General features: G+C 66.7%; 23 protein-coding genes. 12 read left to right on the forward strand and 11 right to left on the reverse strand.

The features are described from left to right. Positions 1 to 53 precede the first annotated feature (53 nt). On the reverse strand, positions 54 to 1,718 hold the full coding sequence (locus HFK18_RS06105; protein WP_218946570.1) for an AMP-binding protein: 1,665 nt from the start codon (positions 1,716 to 1,718) through the stop codon (positions 54 to 56). A gap of 308 nt (positions 1,719 to 2,026) precedes the next feature. Here HFK18_RS06105 and HFK18_RS06110 point away from each other — a divergent pair, with 308 nt between their 5' ends. Further along, positions 2,027 to 2,188, forward strand: coding sequence for a hypothetical protein (locus tag HFK18_RS06110; RefSeq protein ID WP_164745118.1), 162 nt, complete (start codon positions 2,027 to 2,029; stop codon positions 2,186 to 2,188). A 54-nt stretch (positions 2,189 to 2,242) separates the two neighbouring features. Here the strand turns inward: HFK18_RS06110 and HFK18_RS06115 are convergent, their stop codons facing one another. Then, entirely contained in the window at positions 2,243 to 2,869 is a 627-nt protein-coding gene (locus HFK18_RS06115) for a YiiX/YebB-like N1pC/P60 family cysteine hydrolase (RefSeq protein ID WP_180165114.1), read from the reverse strand. An 82-nt stretch (positions 2,870 to 2,951) separates the two neighbouring features. On the opposite strand from HFK18_RS06115, the gene HFK18_RS06120 reads away from it, so the two are divergent. From HFK18_RS06120 to HFK18_RS06130, 3 genes are all read left to right on the forward strand, one after another. After that, positions 2,952 to 3,464, forward strand: coding sequence for a hypothetical protein (locus HFK18_RS06120; protein WP_180165116.1), 513 nt, complete (start codon positions 2,952 to 2,954; stop codon positions 3,462 to 3,464). Positions 3,465 to 3,536: 72 nt separating this feature from the next. Continuing rightward, positions 3,537 to 5,375, forward strand: coding sequence for a M3 family metallopeptidase (locus tag HFK18_RS06125; protein ID WP_180165118.1), 1,839 nt, complete (start codon positions 3,537 to 3,539; stop codon positions 5,373 to 5,375). Continuing rightward, positions 5,372 to 6,784 carry a TPM domain-containing protein gene (locus HFK18_RS06130; protein ID WP_180165120.1) on the forward strand — a complete coding sequence of 471 codons (1,413 nt, stop codon included), beginning with the start codon at positions 5,372 to 5,374 and terminating at the stop codon, positions 6,782 to 6,784. Before HFK18_RS06125 ends, HFK18_RS06130 begins: the two co-directional genes overlap by 4 nt. 1 nt (position 6,785) lies before the next feature. Here HFK18_RS06130 and HFK18_RS06135 read toward each other — a convergent pair whose 3' ends face one another. From HFK18_RS06135 to HFK18_RS06145, 3 genes are all read right to left on the reverse strand, one after another. After that, positions 6,786 to 7,457 (reverse strand): VOC family protein, encoded by a 672-nt coding sequence (locus tag HFK18_RS06135; protein WP_180165122.1) that lies wholly within the window; start codon positions 7,455 to 7,457, stop codon positions 6,786 to 6,788. Between the two features lie 119 nt (positions 7,458 to 7,576). Beyond that, positions 7,577 to 8,656, reverse strand: coding sequence for an alpha/beta fold hydrolase (locus HFK18_RS06140; protein WP_180165616.1), 1,080 nt, complete (start codon positions 8,654 to 8,656; stop codon positions 7,577 to 7,579). Between the two features lie 16 nt (positions 8,657 to 8,672). Beyond that, positions 8,673 to 9,500, reverse strand: a complete 828-nt coding sequence (locus HFK18_RS06145) for an AraC family transcriptional regulator (RefSeq protein WP_180165124.1) — start codon at positions 9,498 to 9,500, stop codon at positions 8,673 to 8,675. Positions 9,501 to 9,687: 187 nt separating this feature from the next. On the opposite strand from HFK18_RS06145, the gene HFK18_RS06150 reads away from it, so the two are divergent. From HFK18_RS06150 to HFK18_RS06160, 3 genes are all read left to right on the forward strand, one after another. Next, on the forward strand, positions 9,688 to 10,074 hold the full coding sequence (locus tag HFK18_RS06150) for a hypothetical protein (RefSeq protein WP_180165618.1): 387 nt from the start codon (positions 9,688 to 9,690) through the stop codon (positions 10,072 to 10,074). A 142-nt stretch (positions 10,075 to 10,216) separates the two neighbouring features. Further along, positions 10,217 to 12,622: a TonB-dependent receptor gene (locus HFK18_RS06155; RefSeq protein WP_180165126.1), complete on the forward strand. Its 2,406-nt coding sequence runs from the start codon at positions 10,217 to 10,219 to the stop codon at positions 12,620 to 12,622. Beyond that, complete coding sequence (locus tag HFK18_RS06160) at positions 12,622 to 13,923, forward strand: aminotransferase class V-fold PLP-dependent enzyme (protein WP_180165129.1); 1,302 nt, start codon at positions 12,622 to 12,624, stop codon at positions 13,921 to 13,923. Before HFK18_RS06155 ends, HFK18_RS06160 begins: the two co-directional genes overlap by 1 nt. Before the next feature lie 135 nt (positions 13,924 to 14,058). Here HFK18_RS06160 and HFK18_RS06165 read toward each other — a convergent pair whose 3' ends face one another. The 4 genes from HFK18_RS06165 to HFK18_RS06180 form a co-directional block, all read right to left on the reverse strand. Next, positions 14,059 to 15,588 (reverse strand): PLP-dependent aminotransferase family protein, encoded by a 1,530-nt coding sequence (locus HFK18_RS06165; RefSeq protein ID WP_180165131.1) that lies wholly within the window; start codon positions 15,586 to 15,588, stop codon positions 14,059 to 14,061. Between the two features lie 9 nt (positions 15,589 to 15,597). Beyond that, the gene (locus HFK18_RS06170; RefSeq protein WP_100462102.1) at positions 15,598 to 16,200 is read right to left on the reverse strand and encodes a DUF6436 domain-containing protein; all 603 of its coding nucleotides are present in this window, start codon (positions 16,198 to 16,200) and stop codon (positions 15,598 to 15,600) included. After that, a complete protein-coding gene (locus tag HFK18_RS06175; protein WP_099819766.1) occupies positions 16,200 to 16,460 on the reverse strand; it encodes a hypothetical protein in 261 nt (86 codons plus the stop codon). Before HFK18_RS06175 ends, HFK18_RS06170 begins: the two co-directional genes overlap by 1 nt. Before the next feature lie 73 nt (positions 16,461 to 16,533). After that, positions 16,534 to 17,949, reverse strand: coding sequence for a PLP-dependent aminotransferase family protein (locus tag HFK18_RS06180; RefSeq protein WP_180165133.1), 1,416 nt, complete (start codon positions 17,947 to 17,949; stop codon positions 16,534 to 16,536). A 183-nt stretch (positions 17,950 to 18,132) separates the two neighbouring features. Here HFK18_RS06180 and cyoA point away from each other — a divergent pair, with 183 nt between their 5' ends. The 5 genes from cyoA (at position 18,133) to HFK18_RS06205 (ending at position 22,787) form a co-directional block, all read left to right on the forward strand. Beyond that, positions 18,133 to 19,038 carry a ubiquinol oxidase subunit II gene (cyoA, locus tag HFK18_RS06185; protein WP_180165136.1) on the forward strand — a complete coding sequence of 302 codons (906 nt, stop codon included), beginning with the start codon at positions 18,133 to 18,135 and terminating at the stop codon, positions 19,036 to 19,038. Positions 19,039 to 19,043: 5 nt separating this feature from the next. Further along, entirely contained in the window at positions 19,044 to 21,020 is a 1,977-nt protein-coding gene (gene cyoB / locus HFK18_RS06190; protein ID WP_100553897.1) for a cytochrome o ubiquinol oxidase subunit I, read from the forward strand. Continuing rightward, positions 21,017 to 21,652 carry a cytochrome o ubiquinol oxidase subunit III gene (cyoC, locus tag HFK18_RS06195; protein ID WP_080149637.1) on the forward strand — a complete coding sequence of 212 codons (636 nt, stop codon included), beginning with the start codon at positions 21,017 to 21,019 and terminating at the stop codon, positions 21,650 to 21,652. Before cyoB ends, cyoC begins: the two co-directional genes overlap by 4 nt. A gap of 1 nt (position 21,653) precedes the next feature. After that, entirely contained in the window at positions 21,654 to 21,986 is a 333-nt protein-coding gene (gene cyoD / locus HFK18_RS06200) for a cytochrome o ubiquinol oxidase subunit IV (protein WP_025877422.1), read from the forward strand. A 114-nt stretch (positions 21,987 to 22,100) separates the two neighbouring features. Next, complete coding sequence (locus HFK18_RS06205; protein ID WP_180165138.1) at positions 22,101 to 22,787, forward strand: SCO family protein; 687 nt, start codon at positions 22,101 to 22,103, stop codon at positions 22,785 to 22,787. A 164-nt stretch (positions 22,788 to 22,951) separates the two neighbouring features. Here the strand turns inward: HFK18_RS06205 and HFK18_RS06210 are convergent, their stop codons facing one another. Beyond that, on the reverse strand, positions 22,952 to 23,533 hold the full coding sequence (locus tag HFK18_RS06210; protein ID WP_180165140.1) for a DNA breaking-rejoining protein: 582 nt from the start codon (positions 23,531 to 23,533) through the stop codon (positions 22,952 to 22,954). Next, entirely contained in the window at positions 23,533 to 25,299 is a 1,767-nt protein-coding gene (locus HFK18_RS06215; protein WP_100553893.1) for a S8 family serine peptidase, read from the reverse strand. Before HFK18_RS06215 ends, HFK18_RS06210 begins: the two co-directional genes overlap by 1 nt. Positions 25,300 to 25,342: the final 43 nt, after the last annotated feature.

A 25,342-nucleotide genomic window follows, 5' to 3' on the forward strand; every position in this document is an offset into this window, starting at 1 on the left:
TCAGAGCCCGGGGTCAGATCCCTCCGAAGGAAGGGCTCTGACCCCAGACACCCTCAGCCAGCCGCCGCCTGCTTGTCGATCTCCGCCTTGCGCAGCAGGAAGCGCTGCAGCTTGCCGCTGGGTGTCTTCGGCAGTTCCGACACGAATTCCACCTGCCGTGGGTAGGCATGGGCGGACAACCGGCGCCGCACATGCTGCTGAAGTTCCTGCGCCAGCGTGTCGCTGCCGATGAAGCCATCGCACAGGATCACGAATGCTTTGACGATCTCGGTGCGTTCCGGATCCGGCACGCCGATCACCGCCGTCTCCGCCACCGCAGGGTGTTCCATCAGCACGCTCTCCACATCGAATGGACCAATGCGATAGCCCGACGAGGTGATCAGGTCGTCCGAGCGGCCGATGAAACTGATCGAGCCGTCGTCCTCGCATTCCACCGAATCGCCGGTGAGGTAGTAGCGATCACCCAGCGCCGGTGTGTCGGCACCGTAGTAGCCGGTGAACCACATGATCGGCGACTGCCGCAGGTCCACGGCGAGGATGCCCGGCGTGCGCGGTGGCAGTTCGTTGCGGGCATCGTCCAGTACCGCCACGCGGTAACCGGGCATCGCAACGCCCGATGACCCCGGCCGCACCGCATGCTCCAGCGCGTGGTGGTTGTTGACCACCATGCCGGTCTCGGTCTGACCATAGTGGTCGAGCACCGTGGTGCCCAGATGGGCAGCGAACCAGCGCGCGATCTCCGGGTTCAGCGGTTCGCCCGCGCTGCTCACCACCCGCAGCTGTCCCTTGATGGCAGCGCTGGCCTCGGGGCCGGCGGCGATGATCTGCCGGTAGGCAGTGGGCGAGCCGGCAAGATTGGTGACGCCCAACCGCGCGACGATGTCGTTCAGTCCCTGCACGCTGAAACCGGCTTCGCTGAAGGTGGTGGCCTGGCCCAGCAGCAGTGGGCCGATCACCGCGTAGTACAGCCCGTAGGCCCAGCCGGGATCGGCGATGTTCCAGAACACATCGTCTGCGCGCAGGTCCACGGCCAACCGCATGTAACTGGCAAAGGCCAGCAATGCGCGCAGCGGCACCGGCACGCCCTTGGGACTACCGGTGGTGCCGGAGGTGGACAGCAGTGCCATCAACGCATCGCCGCGCAGCATCACCGGCGCGAAGTCGGGCCTGGCATCGGCGCTGCGTGCGCTCCAGTCGATGTCGCCGGCACGCAGCGCCTGTCCGGATGCCAGGATCGTGGCGACCCGCGGGCAGCCATCGACCTCGTCCAGCTTGCTGCGGTTTGCGCTGTCGGTCACCACCAGTGCGGTGCGTCCGGTGTTCAACCGGGTTTCGATGGCCTTGGGGCCGAACGCGGTGAACAGCGGCTGGTAGATCGCGCCCACCCGCCAGGTGCCGAGGATGGTCGCCAGCAGGTCGGGCGTACGCGGCAGCAGGCCGGCCACCACATCGCCCCTGCCGATGCCCTGCGCGGTCAGCACCTGGGCAACACGCGCGGAGGCGTCGCGCAGGTCCTCGAAGGTGTACCGGTGCAGGACGCCGTGGGCATCCACCCAGCGCAGCGCCAGCGCATTGCGGCCGCAGTGACGGTCGCAGCACTCCACGCAGGCATTGATGCCGGCCTGCAGGTCGCCATGCAGCTGGCGCTGCGCAAGCTCGATGCTGAAACCGGCAAGTGCCTGTTCGTAGGTGGGGCGTGCTGCAGTGTCGCGGGCCATGCGCATCTCCGGGGTGATGTCACCCGACGATAGGCGGCGCCCCGGCATGCTGCAAATGGGACCATAGGCGTAGGCGGCCGCTGTGCACCCCCGGCAGTGCAGGCCGCTGAATGCGTTCTTTTCCGGCTGCAGCATGACTACATGCCAAACCCGCATGAATCCTTCAGTGGCTTGTGCCGCAAGGGCTGGCGCCGGTTCATTCACGCGTGTACACATCGGTGTAGCCCGCTCACAACGCATGGTTAACCAATCGCTGCCGACGATGGCCCCGTCCACCGCATTCCGCGCGTGGCATTTGGAGATCGGACATGGCACAGCAGAACCAGAACCCGAACCAGAAGCAGCAGGGCCAGCAGAACCAGCAGGATCAGCAGCAGGGGCGCGGCCGCGACCAGCAGCAGCAACAGCAGCAGGAACAGCAGAAGCGCAACCAGAACCAGCAGCAGGGCGGGCAGGACGAGGAAGAGTGATCCTGGCAGCCGCCATCCATCACCGACGAAGCCCCGCCCCGTGCGGGGCTTCGCTTATTCGAGCACGCCGATCCGCTGCAGCACCGGTGCTGCGGCCATGTCGTTGGGATTGGTACCGGGCAGGCCCTGCGGTACGTCCAGGCCCATGCCGCGGTACAGATCAACCCAATGCTGGGAGATTTCACCGGTCTGCGGGTTGCGGAAGTTCATCGGCTGCAGCGCGAACACATGGTGCGCACGGAACGCGCGTTCGATGAAGTCCGAGCAGTAGTAGCTTTCGTCGTTCAACACGTAGGCGGTGTTGTACGGCTTGCCCAGCATCGTGCGTGCGGTGGTCACGGCATCGGTGATGGCATTCCTTGGCGGCGCGCGCAGGCGATAGACCACGACCTGCCGTTGCTTGCCACGCGCATCCTGGCGGAACTGGTCCAGCGTCTGCCGGCGCGAGCCCTTCTCGTCGGCATGCAGCACCTCCCAGCCCTGCGGTGCCGACGCCACCAGCGCAACATGGTCGAAGCTGGGCGCCCCTTGTTTTCCCGTCGCGTCGTCGATGGCCGCGCTCAGGCCACCGTGACCCGCGGTGACGAACAGCAGGTCGCCTTCACGGACCTCGATGGCCATCGCCAAGGCTGGCCACAGGGCGGGCAGCAGCAGGCCGATCAGGAGCAGGAGGCGGCGCATGGGCATCTCGAACAGGCGGGAAGGCGCGATTGTAGGGGGCAGGATAGGATGGCGCGACCAAACCGGAATCAGGACGATCCCCATGAAGCCCCGCCGTTCCCTTGCGCTGCTGGCACCCGCCCTTGGCCTTGCGCTGTCCGCCTGCACGCCTGCGCCGCAGCCAGCGCCTGCTGAAGCCCCGGCCCCTGCAGCGGCACCTGCCGGCACAGCGACGGCGGTGGAACCCGCGCCCGCAGTGGCGACCGTGGCGTGCCACCATCCCGCGTTCGATACCTTCCTGAAGCATTTCGGCAACGAGATCACCCTGCAGGAAAAGGCCACCGCCGATCCGCTGCTGGACAGCTACGTTGACGCTGGCGCCGAGCCTGAGCCGCGCACTGTGGAACGCCCAGTGGCATTGGCCGATGTCGAATGGCCGGTGATGCCCGATCCAGCCGGGCTGGCCGGGCAGGGCCGGGAGATGCAGGTGACGGCCATGGCCGATGGGCAGATGCAGGTGCAGATCCGCACGCCGGACAGCAGCGACCAGCAGACCTACACCTTCGCGCAGAAGCCGTGCTGGACACTGGTCAAGCGTGAAGACGAGTCGATCTGAGGCCAGATCGGGACAGGCGCGGACCGTCGGCGGCTGCTAGGCTCGAAGCCCGATCAAGGCACGGAGACGCCGATGCAGGCCCGCAGGATGCGCACCACTACCGTCGTCATCGCCACGCTGTGGGCGATGACCACCTCCCTCGGCGCCCATGCACAGTCGCTGCACGCCGATGACCGCGCTTACTTCCCCAGCGCCGCCGCCGAACAGGCGGCACGGGTCACCTTGGGCGAGCGCGTTGAGGCATTGCAGAGCGCCACGGCGGGCGAGCCGGCCACGCGCTTCCGCCAGGCCGAAGCGCTGCAGGCACAGTGCATGCGTCACCATGCGTTTCTGCATCTGCAGGCCGCGCGCAACGCACGCGATCGTCGCCCGGCGCAGGCGCTGGACCAGGTGATGGGGCTGTGCAGCCGTATCGCCCGTACCGGCAGGGCCGCCCTGCGTGAGGCGCCGGTGGACGCCACCTGGTTGACGCCCTATGGATTCCTGCGCGCCCGCGCGCTGCAGGAAGGCGCGGCGCCGGCCAATGCGCAGCTGGATGATGCCGTGGATGTACTGGCCGATCCGGCGCTGGATACTTTCGCGCGCCTGCGTCGGCAGATCATGCACAGCGCGGAATACCCGCGTATCGAGGGTGCTGGCCGCAGCTGGGATACCGGCGCCGACAAGCAGGCCCTGGCCCAGCATCCGGACCGCGCGCTGCGTGAGGCCGGCTGGAAGGGATACTGGCAGGGCGTGCAGTCGCGCCGCGAGCCGATGGCGTCGGTACTGCTGGGCCTGGTGCAGGTGAATGATGCCGCCGCGCGTCTGCAGGGCGACGGCTCGGCCACCGCACGTGGCTATCGACGCATGGGCATGGATACGCAGACGGTCGACGCGACGCTGGCGGCGATCGAGCGCCACGCGGCAGACCGTCGTGACTACCAGGACATGCTGCTGCAGCATGCCGGGCGCAGCGGTGTGGTGTCACCGCAATTGTGGGATACCACCGTGCCGGATGCCGGCTACACGCCACCGGTGCTGACCCTGGAGCAGCTGCGCGATACCGCGGCCGACGCCATGCAGCCGCTGGGGCCGGAGTATGTCGCCGAGCTGCGCGCGTTGCTGGATCCGGCGCACAAGCGCATGGACCTGGCCACCGTGCTGGGCAGTCGCAGCCAGGACGCGTTCCATGTGTTCGCACCGGACACGCCGGCGCTGCTGTTCGTGGGGCTGCGCAGCGGCGATCTGGAAAGCGACGTGGAGATCGCCCATGAAGCAGGTCACGCCATGCATGGGCAGTGGATGCTGCGCGGGCATGCCTCGCCATTGCATCTCAATGGCAGCGCGTGGATGACCGAGGCGTTCGCCATCTACAACGAGCTGCGCTTCCGTGACCAGTTGTACCGGCAGGCGCAGGACCCGCGCGCCAAGGCGTACTACCTGAAGTCGCTGCTCGACGACATGGTGTTGCAGCTGTTCACCTCCTCCGAGGAAGCACAGCTGGAGCAGTCGATCTACCAGGGCGTGGCCAGCAATACATTGGGCACCGCCGATGATCTGGACGCGCTCACTGGCCAGGTGCTGGCGCGCTACGGCCAGCAGCCGCAGCGCTACCCGCAGCTGCGCAGCACCTGGATCGGCAAGCGCCTGATGTATGACGACCCGCAGTATCTGGTCAATTATCTCTATGCCGGATTGCTGGCGGTGCAGCTGTATGTGCAGGACCAGCAGGATCCGGAGGGCTTCCGCCAGCGCTATCTGACCGTACTGGGTGAGGGCTTCGACCGCGCCCCGCAGGAACAGGTGGCGCAGTTGCTGGGTCATGCACCGGACTGGCCGGCACTGGTCGACGCCGATCTGCAGGTGTTCGCGCAGAACGCTGCCCGGCTGCAGGCGCTGTATTCGCAGATCGAGGCAGGGCAGGGCACATGAGCCGGGTGCGGCAGGCGCGCATCGCCAGGCCGTGGGAGTGGCTTGCACTGCTGCTCTGCCTGCTGCCGCTGCTGGCGTTGGCGGCAGCCCCGATCCCTGCGTTGAATGATCCGGTGGTGGACACCGCAGATGCACTGTCGGCCAGCACCCGCGCCACGCTGCGCGAGCAGGCCTTGCAGCTGCAGGCACGCAAGGGCGCGCAGCTGCAGGTGCTGGTGGTGCCGAGCGTTGGCGAGGAAGGCATCGAAGCCTATGCGCAGCGCGTCTTCGACCAATGGCAGCTGGGCCGCGCCGGTATCGATGATGGCGTGCTGCTGCTGGTGGCGGTGCAGGATCGGCGCGTACGCATCCAGACCGGCTATGGTCTGGAAGGCACCATTCCTGATGCGTATGCCGCACGCATCATCGACAAGGCGATCGTGCCGCGCTTGCGCGAGGGAAACCTGGACCAGGGCGTGCTGGACGGCACCGCGGTGCTGGTGGCGCTGGTCGATGGCGAGCAACTGCCGCCCTGGGACGATTCATTGGCACGCAACGTCTTGCCGCCGGATTGGCGCACGGGGGATTCGGTCGCTGCGCTGACGTTGCTGGCGGGCTTCCTGGCCGGTCTGTGGCGATCGCCACCGCGTCTGCTGGCGACCCGCACCGAAGCCGATTTCATGGGCAACCGTCGCGAGCGGCGGCGCAAGGCACTGGCAGCCAATGCGACGATGCCCAGGCCGACGTGGCCGACGCTGCCTGCCTGGGGCCGGCCGCTGCTGGTGATGGCGGTGATCGCCGCAGGGCTGCTGTCTGCGACGCTGCTGCTGCCGCGCCACGTGCTGCCGGTTCTTTTCTTCGTGATGGTGCCCGCTGTACTGGTGGCAACGCTGCTGGGCTGGTGCTGGCATCGCAGCCGTGGCGTACGCATCGTGCTGTACGGCATGCTGGCCGTCAGTACCGGCTTCTTCGCGGTGATGCTGGTCCGTGGTCAGTTGCCGCCCAGCCTTGCGCTGCACACGCTGCTGAACCTGGCGGTCGGTATCGCTGCCATGCTGGTGTTCTTCCTGGTGCAGGCCGGTCGTGCGCGCTGGCGGAAGAACCGCAACAGCTTCGCCATCCGCTTTGTGGTGCTGGTGCTGCTGACCGGTGGCTATGCGCTGGGCGCACTGCTGGCCGTCGACCGTGCCGGCGATGAGAACGCCCGCGTACTGACGACGATCGTGTCCAGCGTGGGCACGCTGTTCCTGTATTTCATCTGGGTGTTCACCCTGCTGCCCGGCGAAAAAGCCCGCGGCGGCCGCGGTTCGTCCCGAGGCTACCGTTCCTCCTCCAGCACTTCGTCGTCCAGTTCGTCCTCGAGCAGTTCCAGCGACTGGTCCGGTGGGGGTGGCCGCAGCGGCGGCGGTGGCGCCTCGGGCAGCTGGTAGCTCAGGCCGCCTGCACCCGCCAGCCCAGCGCGGCATCGTGCAGTTCGCCGCTGCCGCTCACATCGCTCACCTGCAGCTGCAGTCCCTGCGCGTTGGGCAGGTCCTTCAGCTCGGGGAACCAACGACGATCGGCAGTGACCACGATCAGCAGGCCCTCGTCATCGCCCATCGGCGCGAACTGTGGCGACGGCGGGCTGATCGGCTGCAGGCCGAAGCGCTGGCTGGACTGTTCGCGCACCGCATCGACATCGTGGCTGGGCAGGCCAACCTCGCTCAGGCAGGTCAACTCGCTGCCATGGAAGGCGCCACTGCGGTCGCTGGCCGGCAAGCGCCTGCGGCCGATCAGTTCCAGGATCAGGCCATCGGGTCCGGTGAAGTACACCGACTGCGATTGCCAACTGCTTTCCAGTGCGAAGTAATCGAGGCCTTCCGGGTTGCGTTGGAAGGGCGTGCGTACACGCAGCCAGCTCATGGCGTCGGCGAAGCGGTTGTCCGGCACATTGAAGGCCAGGTGCACGCCGCCGACAGGGTGGTCGCCGGCAGGTTGCAGCTGGATCGTGCTCCAGCCGATGCGGACCTGGTCACCGGCCACCTCCAGTTGCAGCACGTCGCGGAAGTAAGCGGCCACGCGGGTGACGTCGGATACCGGCAGGGTGAGGTGCAGCAGGCGCATGGTCGATCCTCCGTGTAGCGCTGGGTGCAGTGTAGTCCCGCGCACCTTCGCGCCGCGTCATCACCTGCGCAACGAATCGTTGCTGCCAACCGCCGACGTCAAACCGTGCTCGACAGCGTCTACCGCAGTGCCTCACCGAAAAAGCGCACCGCATCTTCCACCACCACGGCGTGCGTCTGCTCCTTCGGTACCGCAGTCATGCACAGCGCCTGCAGCCGCTCCTTCGCCAGCGGCGTGCAGGCAGACAGGAAATCATAGTGGCCAACACCGGGCAGCGCGTGCAGCGTTGCTTTCGGAATCAGTGCCGCCGCCACATCGCCGTTGGTTGCTGGCGGCGCCACCTCATCAGCAGCGCCCAGTACGATCGCCACCGGCTGCTGCAACGCCTTCAGTTGCTCCGGTGCGAATGCCTGCACGATGGCTGGCGCCAGCACGAAGACTGCGCGGACACCGGGAATCGAACGATCATCCTGCGCGTGCTGCACGTAGGGCTGCAGTTGCGGCGATGCTGCTGCAGCAAGACGCACCTCCATCGTATGTGTGGCCGCTTCCTGCTGCGGTCTGCACACGCCGTCGTCCGCGTGCGCCTTGCAGAACGCCAACAGCCGCGCCATGTCCGGCCGCGCGCCGGCGCTGAGCAGTGCGGTGAAGCCACCGGCGGAATAGCCGACCACGCCCAGCCGCGACGCATCAATGTGTGGCCCCAACTGCGGGTCGGCCTGCACTGCGGCCAGCGCGGCCTTCAGGTCGTCGGCGCGCAGCCAGGTCAGCACGCTGCTGGCCAGCGTCATCTCATCGGCGCCATTGTTGCCCGGGTGGTCCACGGCGATCACCAGGTAGCCCGCACGCGCAAGCGCAGTGCCCAGCCACCCCATCATGCGCGCGGTGCCGCCATTACCATGCGACAGCAACAGCGTCGGCAGGCGCCCTCCTGTGATGGGGGCGTCCTTCGCGGCGCGCCCCACCTCGAACAGTGGCGCGTCCGCTGGCCCGATGGTCAGCGGCGTTTCCTGGCTGCCAGGGCTTGCCGGGTACCACACGGTGAAGCGCAGCACATCGCGGTGCGCGCCATCGCGTATCGCCGCGCTTTCCAGCGTTGTCACGCCGTGGCGTTCACCGGCGGTGATGGGCGCTGCCGCCATCGCCAGCGGTGTCAGCGAAGCCAACAGCAGGGCCAGCATCCATCGCGTCGCATGCATCATCAGTCTCTCCGGGTCAGGCAGTGCGTTGATCGACCGGCAGCCAGATTTCCACGCCACCGTGGCCGCTATGCTCGTCGAATCGGGTGTCGTAGCGTTCAAGGTCCGGCGCGTTGGCCAGGTTGAGGCGGTTGGCGGGCAGATATTGGTCCAGCAGCCAGAACCAGGTCGAGCGGATGGTGGAGATATGGCCGCCATGCCAGGCCACCAGGTAACGGCGCGCAGGCACACCCACCCGCTGCCAGTGTGCCGGTACCGATGGCAGTGCATTCACCGGCAGCGCTGCGATGTAATCGAAACCACCCTCGTCGTCGCTGTTGCAGCACACACCGAAACTGAGCGGTGCCGGCATTGGCCATTCGCGATTGAGTTGTGCCCACTGCCCCGGAATCGCACCACCGCTGTCGCGGGTGTGGCGCATGCCGATGCCAGCCACCTGGAACGGTGTGCAGTCGATCAGCCTGGGCGCCTCGCTGCAGGCCTGTGGTGCATCGTCGAGACGGATCGCGTGCACCAGTGCCAGCTCCTGCAGGCCCTGCTCGCGCACGCGCTCCGGGGTCTGCCCGAACTGCTCGCAGAAGGCACGGGTGAACGCGGCATGCGTGCTGTAGCCCGTCGCAAGAGCTACCTGCAGGATGTCGCCGGCACCGTTGGCCAGCTGCTGCGCAGCGGTGGTCAGGCGGCGTCCGCGCAGGTAGCGCACCACCGACGTACCGGTGCGGGCCTGGAACAGGCGCGACAGATGGAACGGCGACAGTCCAGCGGCAGCCGCGATGTCGGCCAGCGCCAGCGGCTTGTCCGCATGGCTTTCGATGTACCACAACGCTTTGCCTGCCGCGCTCATCGCGCTGTTCCTTGTTCGAATGCCGGGCAGCGTAACGGATCGACAGGGTGGAGCGCTTAGCAGTTCTTGCGGTGGCGGGGCTTTGCGTTTGCCGTTGTACCGGCAACAATGCGGCCTTCATGGACACGACGGAGGCCAGGGACATGCCGGAAGTCACCGCTATCAGCCAGACCGCGCAGATCGACGCATGTTGATGATCATTGCGATTGCCCTGCTGCCGGCGCTGCTGCCACTGGCGCTGCTGGTGATCATGTGGCGGCGGGCGCCGCGCTGGCGCGGGGACCCCTGGCTGTACCGTGTGATGTTCTCATTGCTGGCAGCACTGCTGGCGCCCACGCTGTTGATGGCAGGCCATGGCGGCCTGCCGTGCCCCACCATCGGTGGCCTTGTGCTGGTACTCATGGACCTCGAGTGGATCGGCCAACTGCAGATGAACCTGATTGCCTTTGGAACCGAGGACACTGCCATCCTCTCCGCGCCTTTCCTGTTCGTTTTCGCGATCGCACTGTTCATCCCGTTGCGGACGGTGCGGCCAGCCACCTTCGGCTTCGACGACGACGACGCTGCGGGTTAGCGCGCGCCCGGTACGGGCGGCACCCGCACCGTAACCGCTGCAACTGTCGTCTCCACGTCATCGCTGCTTCACATCCCGCCCCGAGACTGCGCGCCTTGTCCAGGTCCCACCTGGCCCTGTCGTGCCTTCCCGGAGTCCTGCCGTGCATCGTTCGAAGCTGTCGCGTTCCATCCTCCTCGCCCTTGGTCTGGTCAGCGCAGGAGGCGCGATCGCAGCAGATGCCGGAACGGCAGACACCAGCAGCAGTGGCAGCCACGCCGCACCCACCCAGCTTGACGCGATGCTGGTTACCGGTACCCGTGCCTCCAACCGCACCCAGTTTGAAACCCTGGCGCCGGTGGACGTGTTCACCAAGCAGGACATCCAGTCGGTCGACTCCACCGATCTGAAGGACGTGCTGGCGCAGCTGGTGCCGTCGTTCGTGGTGCAGCGCCTGCCGATGGCCGATGGCCAGGTGTTCGTGCGCCCGGCCACGCTGCGCGGCCTGTCGCCGGACCAGACGCTGGTGCTGGTCAACGGCCGCCGCTTCCATCGCAGTGCCTTGCTTGGCAACCGCGGCGCACAGGCCGCCGACCTGGCGCAGATCCCGACCAGTGCCATCAAGCGCATCGAAGTGCTGCGCGATGGTGCGTCGGCGCAGTACGGTTCGGATGCCATTGCCGGCGTCATCAACATCATCCTGGAAGACAGCCCGGGCACCGAGATCACCGCCGGTTATTCGCAGTACGCGCAGGGCGATGGCGCCTCGCGTGACTTCAGTGCACGCACCGGCTGGGCGCTGGGGGACTACGGCAGCCTGGCCCTGTTCGCCGAATCATCCAACTCCGATGCGACCTCGCGCACCCGCCAGCGTCCCGACGCCTTCGCCTTCCAGGCCGCGCATCCAGAGCTGGACGTGCCCAACCCGGTGCAGCGCTGGGGCCAGCCGGAGCTGGAAAGCCGCCGCGTGGGCTTCAACCTGAAGGCCAATGCCAGCGACACCCTGGAGCTCTATGCCTTCGGCCTGTACAGCCACAGCGATGGCGTCAGCGATTTCAACTGGCGCAACCCGGATACCACCACTGGCGCGTACCGTACGACCAGCATCTTCCCGGGCTGGAACCTGCGCTCGCTGTATCCGGTGGGCTTCAGCCCGCAGTACGGCAACACGCAGAACGACCTGCAGCTGGTCGCGGGCCTGCGCGGTGAAATCACCCCCAAGCTGCGCTGGGACCTGAGCGCCTCGTATGGCCGCAATGCCATCGACTACAGCCTGGACAACTCGATCAACGCATCGCTGGGCCCGGACAGCCCGACCGCATTCGACCTCGGCCGGCTGACCCAGACCGAGAAGAACGCCAATGCGGACTTCAACTACGAATGGGACGTGGCTGCGCTGTCGAAGCCAATCAACGTCGCCTTCGGTGCCGAGTTCCGCCAGGAGACCTACCAGGTGCGCGCCGGTGACCCTGCCTCGTATGCGGTGGGCCGTGGTGCGGCGGCGGGTCTGGAAGCGAATTCCAACGGCGCGCCGGGTTTTTCGGCCAGCCAGGCCGGGCAGTGGAGCCAGCACAGCAAGGCCGCCTACGTGGACATGGAAGTGCCGCTGGGCGAGCGTTGGAGCATCGGCGCGGCGGGTCGCTATGAAGACTTCTCCAGCTTCGGCAGCACGGTGGATGGCAAGCTGTCGGCTCGTTTTGCGATCACCCCGGACGTGGCGCTGCGCGGCACGCTCTCCACCGGCTTCCGCGCACCCACGCCGGCCCAGCTCAACACCACCAGCACCACCCAGGGCCTGGACACGCGCACGCTGCAGATCTTCACCAGCGGCCGCCTCTCGCCCAGTGATCCGTTGGCGCAGCTGCTGGGTGCCAAGCCGCTGACCCCTGAGGAATCGCGCACCGCCTCGTTGGGCCTCACCTGGCGCACCGACATGGGGCTGTCGGGGTCGGTCGACGTCTACCGGATCACGCTCAGCGACCGCTTCAGCCAGTCGGCCAGCTTCGCCATTCCGGCCGGCACGCCCAACCCGCTGGGCTATACCTCGGTGAACTACTTCACCAACGATTTCGACACCACCACCACCGGCGTGGACGTGGTCGGCAACTACCTGCGCGATCTCGGCGCCGGGCGCATGACGCTGACCCTGGCCTACAACTACAACCAGACCCGCGTCGACAACGGCAGCACCTCGGTGGCGACCAACGAGACCCAGCGCGTGCTGTTCGAAGACCGCCTGCCCGAGCATAAGGGCAGCTTCACCGGCAGCTGGGACGTCGGCGCGTGGTCGTTGATGGCGCGCGTGCGCTACTACGGCAAGTGGACCGACTCCACCGGCAACGCTACGGGCGACATCTACCAGCAGTTCGGTGCGATGACCTTCCTCGACCTGGCGGTGGGCTATCGCATCAACGAACACCACAGCCTGCGCGTGGGTGCCGACAACGTGTTCGACCGCTACCCGGATGAAGCCACGTTCCAGGCCAGCCGCGGCCTGATCTATTCGCGCAACGCCCCGTATGACACCGACGGCGCCAATGTGTACGCGCAGTACCGGCTGACCTTCTGATGGACAGCCGCCGTCGTTCCCTGCTGCGCGCGGGTGCGCTGCTGCCGGCCAGTGCGGCGTTGTCTTCACTGCCTGCCGCAGGCGCCGCGCGTTACGCTGGGCCCATGCAGATTCCCGCAACGACCGTGGCGCCGGACGTGCTGGCCCGCGACGAAGGCTACTGGGCAACCGTGGCCAGCCACTTCGACATTACCGATGAAGTGAACCACCTGGAGAATGGCTACTGGGGCGCGATGGGCCGGGAGACCCTGGCCAGCTACCAGCGGCACACCGCCGAAGTGAATCGCGGCAACGCCTGGTACGGGCGCCATGCGTTTCCCACGCAGTACATGGCGGTGCATCGGCAGGTGGCCGACATGCTCGGTGTCGGTGCGGACGAGATCGCGCTGACCCGCGGCGCCACCGAGGCGATGCTGGCGCTGATCGGCGGCTACAACCGCCTGCAGCCCGGCGACCAGGTGCTGTACGCCGACATCGACTACGACAGCATGATCAACGCCATGCGTTGGCTGCAGCTGCGCCGTGGCGTGCAGGTCGAGCGCATTGCGTTGCCAGCAGTGCCAACCCATCAGCAGATCCTGCAGGCCTACGATGACGCGTTCGCGCGCCTGCCGCGCCTGAAACTGGTGTTGCTGACCCAGGTCAGTCACCGCCATGGGCTGGTGCTGCCGGTAGCGGAGATCGCCGAGCGTGCGCGTGCGCGCGGCATCGATGTGATTGTCGATGCCGCACATGGATTCGGCCAGATCGACTACGTGGTACCGCAGTTGAAGGCCGATTTCGTTGGCATCAACCTGCACAAGTGGATCGGCGCACCGGTGGGCGTGGGTGCGATGTACGTACGCAAGGGGCGCGTGGCCGACCTGGATCCTTACATGGGCGAGACCGACGACGGTCGCGTGGGTAGCCGCGTGCACACCGGCACGGTCAACTTCGCTGCCTATCTGGCGCTGCCCGAGGCCATCGCATTGCACCAGCGCATCGGAGCAGCCAACAAGCAGGCGCGCCTGCGCTATCTGCGCGAGCGGTGGACGGTGCCAGCGCGGCAGATGGCGCATATCGAGGTGCTGTCGTCGCCGGATCCGGCGTTGGCCAGTGCATTGGCCAGCTTCCGCCTGCGCGGCCATACCTCGGTGGAAGACAACGTGGCGCTGCAGAAACGGCTGCTGGATGAGCACCGGATATTCACCACGCATCGCGATGGTCTGGACTCCGGTGCCTGCGTGCGGGTGACGCCATCGGTGTTCACCCGCCCCGCGCAGATGGATGCGCTGGTGCAGGCGCTGGCGGCGCTGGCCTGAACGCCCACCGCTCTGGTAGATGCCAACCTTGGTTGGCACCGCACCCACGCATGGCGTGGACGGGCATTGCCAACCAAGGTTGGCATCCACCGAAACGGGCCCAGCAGATCCACGCCATGCGTGGATGTTTTCCGCCTACCGCTCAATCGCCGGCAGCGCGTCGGACAACAACAACCGATCGATCCGCCGCAGCGCGTTCTCCAGTTGCCGCCGGTCCGCAGCCAATCCCAACGACAGCCGCACCCCACTCGCGAACGCTGCGCCCGGCGGACAGAATGCCGATGAAGGTGCGATCGCCAGGCCCTGCAGCTGGGCCGTACGCACCAGCGTGGCATCGGTCCAGGGTGCGGGCACCCGGCACCACGCATGCAGCCCATCGGCGCGCTCCAGCAATGAAGGCGCCAGCAGATACCGTGCCATCCGCGTGCGCTCGCGTGCTTCCTCGCGCACCTGCACCAGCAGCGCCTGCGCCGAACCATCCAGCAGCAGCTGGCTGGCCAGCGCGGATACCAGCGGATGGCCCATCAACCGCGTGGCACGCAGTGCGGCAGCCATCGCCTCGGCGTGGGCGGCGCTTGGGCATTGCACGAACGCGGTACGCAGGCCGGGGCTGATCACCTTGGACAGGGTGGCTACATGGAACACATGTCGAGGTGCCAGCGTCGCCAGCGCAATGGGCGCGGTGACGGCCAGATGCCAGTACGGGTCGTCCTCGATTGCCAGCAGGCCTTCGCGCTCCAGCACCCGCGCCAGCGCCTCGCGCCGCGAGGTGGGCACGGTCAGCGCCGTCGGGTTCTGGCAGGTGGGGTTGAGATAGACCAGGCGCGCGCCACATTCCCGCGCCCGGCGTGCCAGCGCCTCCGGGCACATCCCCTGCTCGTCGCCCTCCACCGTGACCAGCCGCCGCCCCAGTGCCGCAGCCGCCTGCAGCAGGCCCGGATACACCAAGCGGTCGCAGAGGATCGCATGGCCCTCGCGCCCCTGGCTGACCAGGATCGCCGCCAGCGCCACCTGCGCGCCTTCGGTCAGCAACAGGCGTGCATCGTCCACCGTGCCCAGCATCGGCTGCAGCCAGCGCGCCGCCGCGTGGCGATCGGTCGGGTTGCCACCGCCCAGGTGATAGGTCATCAGGTTCGGCGCATTGCTGCGCGCCAGTACCGCCGCTGCGCCTCGACGCAGCATGTCCGCCAGTGCATCGGCGTCGGGTACCGGCGGCACGTTCATGCTGAGATCCACGGCCTGATCAAATCCGGCCTTGGGCGGTGCGATGAAGCTGCCCTGTGGCCCACGTGCTTCGATCAGTCCACGCTTGCGTGCTTCATCGAAGGCTCGGGTTACCGTGGTCAGGTCCACACCCAGCTGCTGTGCCAGTGCGCGCTGCGAGGGCAGTCGCTGCCCGGGCGCAAGGCCGCCGCGATTGATGGTGCGCTCCAGCGTGTTGACGATGCGCAGGTAGATCGGCCCGCTGTGCACATGCACGTCCTGCACCCAGCCCAGCCCTGCGACGCCAGGCACTGCGACATCGGGTCGCGGCATGTACGGAGGATGTCGGAGCGTATCGTTGCTTCCAACGGCGGGAGCCTGTCCATAACCATCGGTCGGTTCGGACAGGTGACCGCCGTTGTTGTTTGTGGCGGCTGCGCCGGCCAGCATCGGTGATGTCATCGCGCGTCCTCAGCGCTTGGCTTGCCAGGGGCAGTAGCAGCCCACGGCAAGCAGTCCTTTCGGGCGCACGGTTTCCCCGCGCACCAGTTTGTCCAGCAACGGTTCGACAAAGCTGTTGGCCGAGTTGCAGACCATGCCGATGCTGTACGGGCCGGCATAGGCCAGGTGGCCCTGGCGGTCCCAGATCGCCACCGCCGGGCTGGCCGGAATGTTCTCGATGCCGTCGATGGTCGGCAGGGTGATCACCTTGTTGCGCAGCGGCTCGGGTAGTTCACCTTGGGTGCCGGGGCGACGGATCGCATAGAAGTCGATGCCGGCGCGGCGGTACATGCTGATCAGGTAGCTGAGGTGCGCACCGGTTTCGCGGTTGCACACGCCGCAGGCCGGGTCCCAGAAATGCACCACGCGGATGCGGCCGGTGTCGCCGGCCAGTTCCGCCGGCAACCGCAGCTGCGAGTCATCGAAGACGATGGCCTGTTCGGCGAACGTGGACTGCTCGCCATAGCCGAAGTACTGCCACAGTGCCGCCGCCACGCCGGCCATGAACAGGCAGGCGAGGGCGATCATCACCGGCAGCATCGAACGGCGTGGACGCGGCGCGGCTGCGCCCATCAGGAGCCGTCCTCGCCGAACTTGTGCACGTACTGCTTGCGCATCTCGCGGCAGGAATCGGCCTGGGCGCGGCGCTGGATCTCGCTGCGCGCCGCGTCCTCGCTGCGTTGCAGGCACTGTTCGATGGCGTGGCGCTCGGCGGCCTGCACATCCACGGTCTGCGGTTGCAGGCAGACCCAGGCCAGGGCAGCCAGCATCAACACGACGAAGCCGCCGCAGCCGGCCATCACCAAGTGGAACTTCAGTTTGTCGGCGGCCATCGGCGGCACGTCCCTCGGTCCATACATTGCATACAAGATATCATCTTGTATGGTTATGGCTCACAGGGGGGGCTCAGACGATCGCCGAATGCCGCGCGTCGGGTGCCTCGGACAGAATCTCGTTCAGCTTGGCCAGCGCGCCGGCCAAGGCCTCCTGGTCCACGGCACCGCCCAGCGACAGGCGGATGGCATTGCCCGGTGGCGGTTCCTCCACGCTGAAGGCGTCGGAGCTGGCGATGCCCAGGCCCTGTTCCTGCGCGGCCTGGATCAAGCGGTACTGGTCCAGCCGCGGCGGCAAGGGCAGCCACACATGCAGGCCGGCCGGATGGGCCTGGCGGCGGGCGGGCAGGTAGCGGGCGGCGATGGCCTGGCGCTCGCGCAGTTCCTGCTGGAAGCGCTGCACCATCGCCTGCGCCTGGCCGGTGCGGATCCAGTGCGAGGCCACGGCCACCATCGACTGGGTGGGCATCAGCGCGATCGCGCGCAGGGCGTCCAGCACCGGCTCCATCGGCTGCCCGGCCGGCACCACCAGGTAGGCCGTGCGCAGGCCGGGGGCCAGGCACTTGGACAGGGTGGAGATGTAATAGACCGGGCAGCCCCCGTCGGCCAGCGCCGCCAGTGGCGGGGCGGCATCGCCGGCCAGCAGCCAGTAGGGATCGTCCTCGACCACGGTCAGTTCGTGCCGCCGCGCCACCGCCAGCAGGGCCTGCCGGCGCTGTGCCGACATCGTCGCCGTGGTCGGGTTCTGGATGGTCGGCACCAGATACAGCAGGCGCGGCCGACGCAGCTGGCAGGCCTCTTCCAAGGCATCGGGCAGCATGCCCTCGGCGTCCATCGCCACCGGCACCACGCCCCGCTGCAGCACCCGCGCGGCGGCCAGCAGGCCCGGGTAGGTCAGCTGTTCGGCGGCGATCAGTTCGCCCGGCTGGGTGCGGGCCAGGATCAGCGCGCACAGCGCGGTCTGCGCACCGGGGCAGATCACCACCCGCTCGGCGCCCACCGGGCCGAGGATCGGCGCCAGCCATTGCACGGCCGCAGCACGGTCGTCGCGGCTGCCGGCGCCGACGTGGTAGCTCATCAGCTCGCCCTGGCCCAGCTGCTGGCCCAGGTGCTGGAAACCGGCCTCCATGCCCTGCGCGAACGGCGCGCTGCCCAGCAGCGGCGGGATGTTCATGCTCAGGTCGACCGAGGTGCTGCGGTTGCCGGCGGACATCGCGATGAAGGTGCCGCCGGCCCCCTGTGCATCCAGCAGCCCGGCCTGGCGCAGTTCGGCGAAGGCGCGGGTGACCGTGGTCAGGTCCACGCCCACCTGCTGGGCCAGATCGCGCTGCGGTGGCAGGCGGTCGCCCGGGCGCAGCACGCCATCGTCCACCGCCTCGCGCACCTGCTGGGCGATCTGCAGGTACAGCGGTCCTGCGCCATCGCGGAAGGGGCGAACCCAGGTCCGGTTGGGGTGTTTCAGGCGGCGGCCGGCAGCAGGAGGCGTCATCGGTCGGATTTTTCCATACGTGCAGATGCACAAGTCCATACAATGCTGTATCTTGTATGGGCTTGATTGGAGTGGCTCGCCTTTTTGTAGGCGACCTCGTACCCACAGTGTAGCCGCTCCACGCCCGGGCGCTGCGCGCAGGCGAGCCGGTCAAGCGCGCATCTTCAACAGGGTTGACCTCCAATGAATATCTGCTGGAACCGCATCCGCCTGGCGCTGGTCGCCCTGGCCTGCATCGCCCTGACGGGCTGCGACTGGGTGCTGCTGGATTCGAAAGGCATGGTCGGGATCGCACAGCGCGACCTGATCCTGATCTGCATCGGCCTGATGCTGATCGTCGTCGTGCCGGCCATCGTGCTGACCTTCGTGTTCGCCTGGCGCTTCCGCGCCGGTAATACCAAGGCCAAGTACACGCCGGACTGGTCGCACTCCACCAAGGTGGAAGTGGTGGTCTGGGGCGTGCCGTTGATCATCATCGCGGTGCTGGCGGTGATCGTGTGGAAGTCGACCCACGAGCTTGATCCGTACAAGCCGCTGGACGTGGCCGGCGAGCCGCTGCACGTGGACGTGATCGCCACCGACTGGAAGTGGGTGTTCGTCTACCCGGATCTGGGCATCGCCACGGTCAACCAGCTCAACTTCCCGGCCAACCGCGCGCTGGCGTTCAACATCACCTCCAACTCGACGATGAACACCTTCTTCATCCCGCAGCTGGGTGGGCAGATCTACGCGATGGCCGGCATGCGCACGCAGCTGCACCTGATCGCCAACGAGCCCGGCCAGTTCCGTGGCATGTCCGGCAACTACAGCGGGCATGGCTTCTCGAACATGAAGTTCATCGCCACCGCCAGCAGCAATGAAGACTTCGATCGCTGGGTGGCCGAGGTGCGAAGCGCACCGGATGCGCTCAGCTTCGATCAGTTCAAGGCGCTGGCCGCACCGTCGAAGAACGCGCCGGTGCAGCACTTCTCCAGCGTTGAACCGCTGCTGTTCAAGAAAGTCATCGACCAGTTCATCGGCGTCGGTGAGAACACCGCTGCTGCGGCACCGTCCGGTACGGCCGCCGGTGCCCAGGTTTCCCAGGAGTAACGAACATGTTGGGTAAATTGACGTGGGAGGCCGTGCCGCTGCACGAGCCGATCGTGGTGGTCACGCTGGCGGCCATGGTGCTGGGCGGCCTCGCGCTGCTCGGCGCGGTGACGTATTTCAAGCTGTGGGGCGTGCTCTGGCGCGACTGGTTCACCACCGTGGACCACAAGAAGATCGGCATCATGTACGTGGTCGTCGCGCTGGTCATGCTGGTGCGCGGCTTCGCCGATGCGTTGATGATGCGCGCACAGCTGGCGGCGGCCGGGCCGGGCAGTGATGGCTTCCTGCCACCGGAGCACTACGATCAGATCTTCACCGCGCACGGCGTGATCATGATCTTCTTCGTGGCCACCCCGTTCGTGGTCGGCCTGATGAACATCATCGTGCCGCTGCAGATCGGCGCGCGCGACATGGCGTTCCCGTTCCTCAACGCCTTCAGCTTCTGGATCTTCGTGGTCGGCGCTGCGCTGATGATGATCTCGCTGGGCGTTGGCGAATTCGCCATGACCGGCTGGGTCGCCTATCCGCCGCTGTCGGGCATCGAGTTCAGTCCAGGCGTGGGTGTCGATTACTACATCTGGGCGTTGCAGGCGTCCGGCATCGGTACGTTGCTGACCGGCGTCAACCTGTTCATCACCATCCTGCGCATGCGTGCGCCGGGCATGACGTTGATGAAGATGCCGGTGTTCACCTGGACCGTGCTGGTCACCAGCGTGATCATCATCGCCGCCTTCCCGATCCTGACCGTGGCCCTGGGTGCGCTCACCCTGGACCGCTACCTGGACTTCAACTTCTACACCAACACCTTGGGTGGCAACCCGATGATGTACGTGAACCTGGTGTGGGCCTGGGGCCACCCGGAGGTGTACATCCTGGTGCTGCCTGCGTTCGGCATCTTCTCTGAAGTGACCGCCACGTTCTCGCGCAAGAAGCTGTTCGGCTACAAGTCGATGGTCGGCGCCACCCTGGCGATCGGCATCCTGTCCTTCATCGTGTGGCTGCACCACTTCTTCACCATGGGCTCCGGTGCCAGCGTCAATGCCTTCTTCGGCATCATGACGATGATCATCGCCATCCCCACCGGCGTGAAGATCTTCACCTGGCTGTTCACCATGTACGGCGGCCGCGTGGAGTTCAGCGTGCCGATGCTGTGGACCATCGCCTTCCTGGTCACCTTCACCATCGGTGGCATGACCGGCGTGCTGCTGGCCATCCCGGGCGCGGACTTCCTGCTGCACAACAGCCTGTTCCTGGTGGCCCACTTCCACAACACCATCATCGGCGGCGCGCTTTTCGGCTACCTGGCCGGCTTCGTCTACTGGTTCCCGAAGGTGTTCGGCTTCACCCTCAACGAGCGCCTGGGCAAGTGGTCCTTCGCCTGCTGGGTGATCGGCTTCTACCTGGCCTTCATGCCGTTGTACATGCTCGGCTTCATGGGTATGACCCGACGCATGAACCAGTACGACAACCCGGCGTGGACGCCGTACCTGATCGCTGCGTTCATTGGTGCGCTGTTCGTGTTCGCAGGCATCATCCTGATGCTGGTGCAGATCTACGTCAGCGTGCGTGACCGCAAGCGCAACCTCGACCTCACCGGCGACCCGTGGAATGCACGCACGCTGGAATGGGCCACGCCGTCGCCGCCGCCGTTCTACAACTTCGCCGTGGTGCCCAAGGCCGATGAGCTGGATGCCTTCCACGAAGCGAAGAAGCGCGGCCTGCCGCCGCCGCCGAAGAAGTACGCACCCATCCACATGCCGAAGAACACCGGCGTGCCGTTGATCCTCAACGTCTGGATCCTGGTGCTGTGCTTCGCCCTGGTCTGGCACATCTGGTGGATGGCCGGTGCCAGCTTCATCGCGATGATCGTCACCCTGATCGCGCGCTCCTACAACGAGGACGTGGATTACTACGTCAGCTCCGAGGAGGTGGCGCGTACCGAAGCGGCCAACCATGCCAAGCTGCAGGAGGTGCGCGCATGAACCTGTTGACCCGTCCGCAACTGGACAGCGATGCGCTGGTCCACGACGACCACCATGAGCACGACCATGCCCACGAACAGGGCGGCATGAAAGTGTTCGGCATGTGGGTCTACCTCATGTCCGACCTGGTGCTGTTCGGCTCGCTGTTCGCCTCGTACGCGGTGCTCAGCACCGCCTACGCAGGTGGCCCCACCGGCAAGGAGCTGTTCTCGCTGCCGTTCGTGATGGCCGAGACCTTCATCCTGCTGGTGTCCAGCATCACCTACGGCCAGGCCGTGCTGGCCATGCACCGCCTGGACAAGGCAGCGGTGCTGCGCTGGCTGGGCGTGACCTTCGTGCTCGGTGCATCGTTCATCGGCATGGAGCTGTACGAGTTCTCGCACCTGATCCATGAAGGTGCCGGCCCCAGCACCAGTGCCTACCTGTCGGCGTTCTTCGCCCTGGTCGCCACCCACGGCCTGCACGTGGCCAGCGGCCTGATCTGGATGGCGGTGGTGATGCACCAGGTGTATCGCCGTGGCCTGACCCCGACCAACATCACCCGCGTGTCCTGCCTGAGCCTGTTCTGGCACTTCCTGGACCTGGTGTGGATCTGCGTCTTCACCTTCGTCTACCTGATCGGAGCCTTCTGACATGGCCCACGTCGAAACCTCGCGCGCCGGCAATGCGCACGGTTCCACCAAGTCCTACCTGATCGGCTTCGTGCTGTGCGCGCTGCTGACGGTGGTGCCGTTCGCTCTGGTGATGAACCCGGTGCTGTCGCGGCCGGTGACGCTGTTCCTGCTGGTCGGCTTCGCCGTCGCGCAGATCCTGGTGCAGCTGGTGTACTTCCTGCACATGGACCGCAAGTCCGAAGGTGGCTGGAACCTGGCCAGCTTCGTGTTCACCCTGGTGATCCTGTTCATCGTGGTCGCATTGTCGATCTGGATCATCTGGAGCATGCACTACCACATGATGATCAACTGACCGTGGCCGGGGCGATCGGCAAGGAGTGCGCGATCGCCCTGGCACCTCAGCCCTCACTCCCCCCAGGGCAGGCCTGACCGAGACCGCGCCCACCTCGTGTTGGTGGTACCCGTGATGCGTGTTGCTTCCGTTGTTCGTTCCCTTCGCCTGCCGCTGCTTGCCGCAGGCCTGGCACTCGGCCTGCTGGCCGGCTGCAGCGCGCAGTCGCGCATGGATTTCTATTCCAAGGACATCGCCTGCGAGGAACTGGGCCAGCACTGGACCATGCCCGACAGCGCCGGCACCCTGCGTGGCCCGAAGGACCTGCAGGGGCAGGTGACCTACCTGTTCTTCGGCTTCACCAGCTGCCCGGACGTGTGCCCGACCACCATGGTCGAGCTGAGCCAGGTAAAGCACCTGATGGGCAAGGATGCCGATCAGCTGCAGGTGGTGTTCGTCAGCGTGGACCCGGCGCGCGATACGCCCGAAGTCGCACACACCTACGTGCACGCATTCGACCCGAAGGCGATTGCACTGGTGGGTGATGAAGCACAGCTCTCGGCGATGGCCAGTGACTTCAAGGCGTTTTACGAGAAAGAGCCCGGGCAGCTGCCGGACACCTACACGATGAGCCACATCGCCGGCGGCTACGTGTTCGACCGCCAGGGCCGTCTGCGCCTGTTCGCACCCTATGGCATGCCGGTGGAACAGCTGTTCTCGGACGTGCAGCGGTTGCTGCTGGAGCCGGAACATCCAGCTGCCGGCAGCGAAGCACTGGCCGCATGCAAACTGCCGCACAACACCAGCATCGCCGCCCGCTGAGCGACGCGTCCGCTCCGGTGGGTGATGCCCGCTCCGGTGGGTGTCGACCTGGGTCGACACGATGTTCGCTCTGGTAGGTGTCGACCTTGGTCGACACGATCACACATGCGCCAATCCCCCGGCCGGCCAGGAGAGCCAACCGGCCAGGGGCACCACTCAACGCCTTACTTGGTTTCTTCCCACTGCACCACGTCCGGCTCGGCAGCCTTGATGCCGGCGGTCGACAGCAGCTTGGTGGTCGCATCCAGCGCCGCGTTCACCGACGGGTACTCCACAATCGCGCGGCCCGCGGCCTTGGACACCTTCACCACGGTGCCGCCGGTGGCAGTGGCCGCGCGCTGGGCCGAGGCCGCATCGGTGAAGAACACCTTCACCCGCGAGGTCGCCACCACCGGCGCGCCATCATTGGATACCGCCGCCGCGAACTTGCCGGCACCGGCATCAGCGCCGCCTGCTGCTGCACCATCCAGCGAACGCTTGCTGCGCGCGCTGGTCGTGGTCGCCGCGGCCTGCGGGGTGATCGTGAACTGACCGCCTGCGGCCTGCTTCACAGTGGTCGAAGGAGACAGCTGGAAACGCGCGCCGCCCACATCGAACGAACGGCCGGTGGCGGAGGCTTTCAGTTCCTGCGCATCCACGGTGGACAGGCTCCGGGCCGGTGGGGTCTGCCCCGAGCTCTGTGCCCAGGCAGGGGAGGTCATCGCCGCAAAGGCGAGCGTGCTCAACAGAATGGTCGTCTTCATCATCAGTGCCCCAGAACGCGGATCTTGAAGAATTCGAGGTTGCCGCGCGATGCAGCGTTTGCGGCCTGCCCCATGTCGGTTACTTCCAGCGTCCAGGTGCCGGTGGCGTTCTCATCCAGGAAGGCATTGCTGGACAGCAGATCCCAGTTGGTGAAGTTGCGCTGCACGCCCCCCGTACCCGAGCCGATGGCGGTAAACGCCGGCTGCACCACGCTACGCGTGCCACTGGGCGAAACCAGCACGAACTGCAGCTGGCGGGTGTTGCTGTGGTTCACCCGGAAGCCCAGCTGCACCGATTCGATGTTGCGTGCACCATTGGCTACCTGGAAGGTCAGCCGCGCAGCCGCGTTGGTGGTGTTGCCGATGGCAACGGTGCGCGTGGTAGTGCGCCAGCCGGTGTCGACCAGCGGGCCCAGCGACTGGAAGTTCTCCGCTACCTGCACGGCACGCGCCGCATTGACCACACCGAAGCCGTACCAGTTGCTGTACGCGCGGTTGGCGGCGTTCACCGTCCAGCCCGGCACCAGCGTGCGCCCGTCGGCCAGCGTCACCGCCGGCTGGTTGGGATGATTGCGCGTGGCGGTAGTGGCCAGGATGTATTTCACATCGCGGTAGGACAGGTTCGGATTCGCTTCCAGCACCAGTGCCGCCACGCCCGACACCATCGGCGTCGCTGCCGAGGTGCCGTTCATCCTGCCGGTGTAGTTGCAGGTGCTGTCGAGGGCCGACAGGTTGCTGTCCAGCGCGTTGTAACGCTGGGCATTGGTGTTGCTGCCCTGCGCGCAGCCGGTCACGTCGGTGGTGAGGATGGCCGGATCGTAGCGAACCGCCAACTGGTTCGGCACGTACTGCCGCTGCCAGCCGTTCTCGCCACCAAAGCCGGACACCCAAAGCGCCGAACCGGTGGACGAGTACGACGAACGCACGCCGTCGGCGCGTACTGCCGCCACGGTGATCACGTTGAACAGGTTGTTGCGTGGATCGCGGCCGGCCGGCACGCAGCCGGTTCTGCGGTTCCTGGTGTCGGCGGTGCAGACGTCCTGGAACTGGTTGATCGCGGCGTTGTCGAAGTTGTTGCCCGCCGCCTTTACGTAGATGCCGCCGCGGCCGCCACGCGTGCCGGACAGGGCCTGCTCATTGGATGCCACGTCGTTCTGGCTGAAGGCGAACGGCAGGTTGGGGTTGCTGGGACCGGCGCCCCAGCTGTTGTTGAACACCTGCACATCGGCCGACTCGGCACCATCCCACCACGAGTACTCGATATTGCTCAGCTGGTTACCCCCTGCATCCGAGGCCAGCACGTTGAAGCCCTTCAGCGTGGCGGCGGGCGCAACGCCGCGGACGCCCACGCCGTTGGCACCGACCGCGCCGGCGATGCCGCCGACCATCGTGCCGTGGTTGTCCCTGTTGGGGTCGGACGGCGAAGGGTTGTTGCTGCCGTTGGCGAAGTTCTTGCCCGCGATTGCCGCGACGTTGGCTGCCAGGTCCGGGTGGGCGATCTGCAGGCCGTCATCGACGATCGCGATGGTGACGCCCTGACCGCGGATGCCATTGCGGAACAGACCATCCACGTTGAGATCGTTGCCGGCCACGGGCAGGGTATCGCCCAGCACCGCTTGCCCGGTGTTGAGCAGGTGCCACTGCCGCCCGGCCAGCGGATCAGCCTGTTGCGCCTGGGCGGTAAGGGCCAGGCTGCCCAGTACCAGGGCAGTGGCCAGGGCCAAGCGCGCAGAGCGCGGTGGCGCGGAGCGTTGCGTGTGTCGCTTCATACACGAATCCTTCTGTTGTGAATCGGCATGGCAGGACGGCGGG

Source organism: Stenotrophomonas sp. SbOxS2 (assembly GCF_013416715.1).
In the GTDB taxonomy this organism is placed as follows: domain Bacteria; phylum Pseudomonadota; class Gammaproteobacteria; order Xanthomonadales; family Xanthomonadaceae; genus Stenotrophomonas; species Stenotrophomonas lactitubi.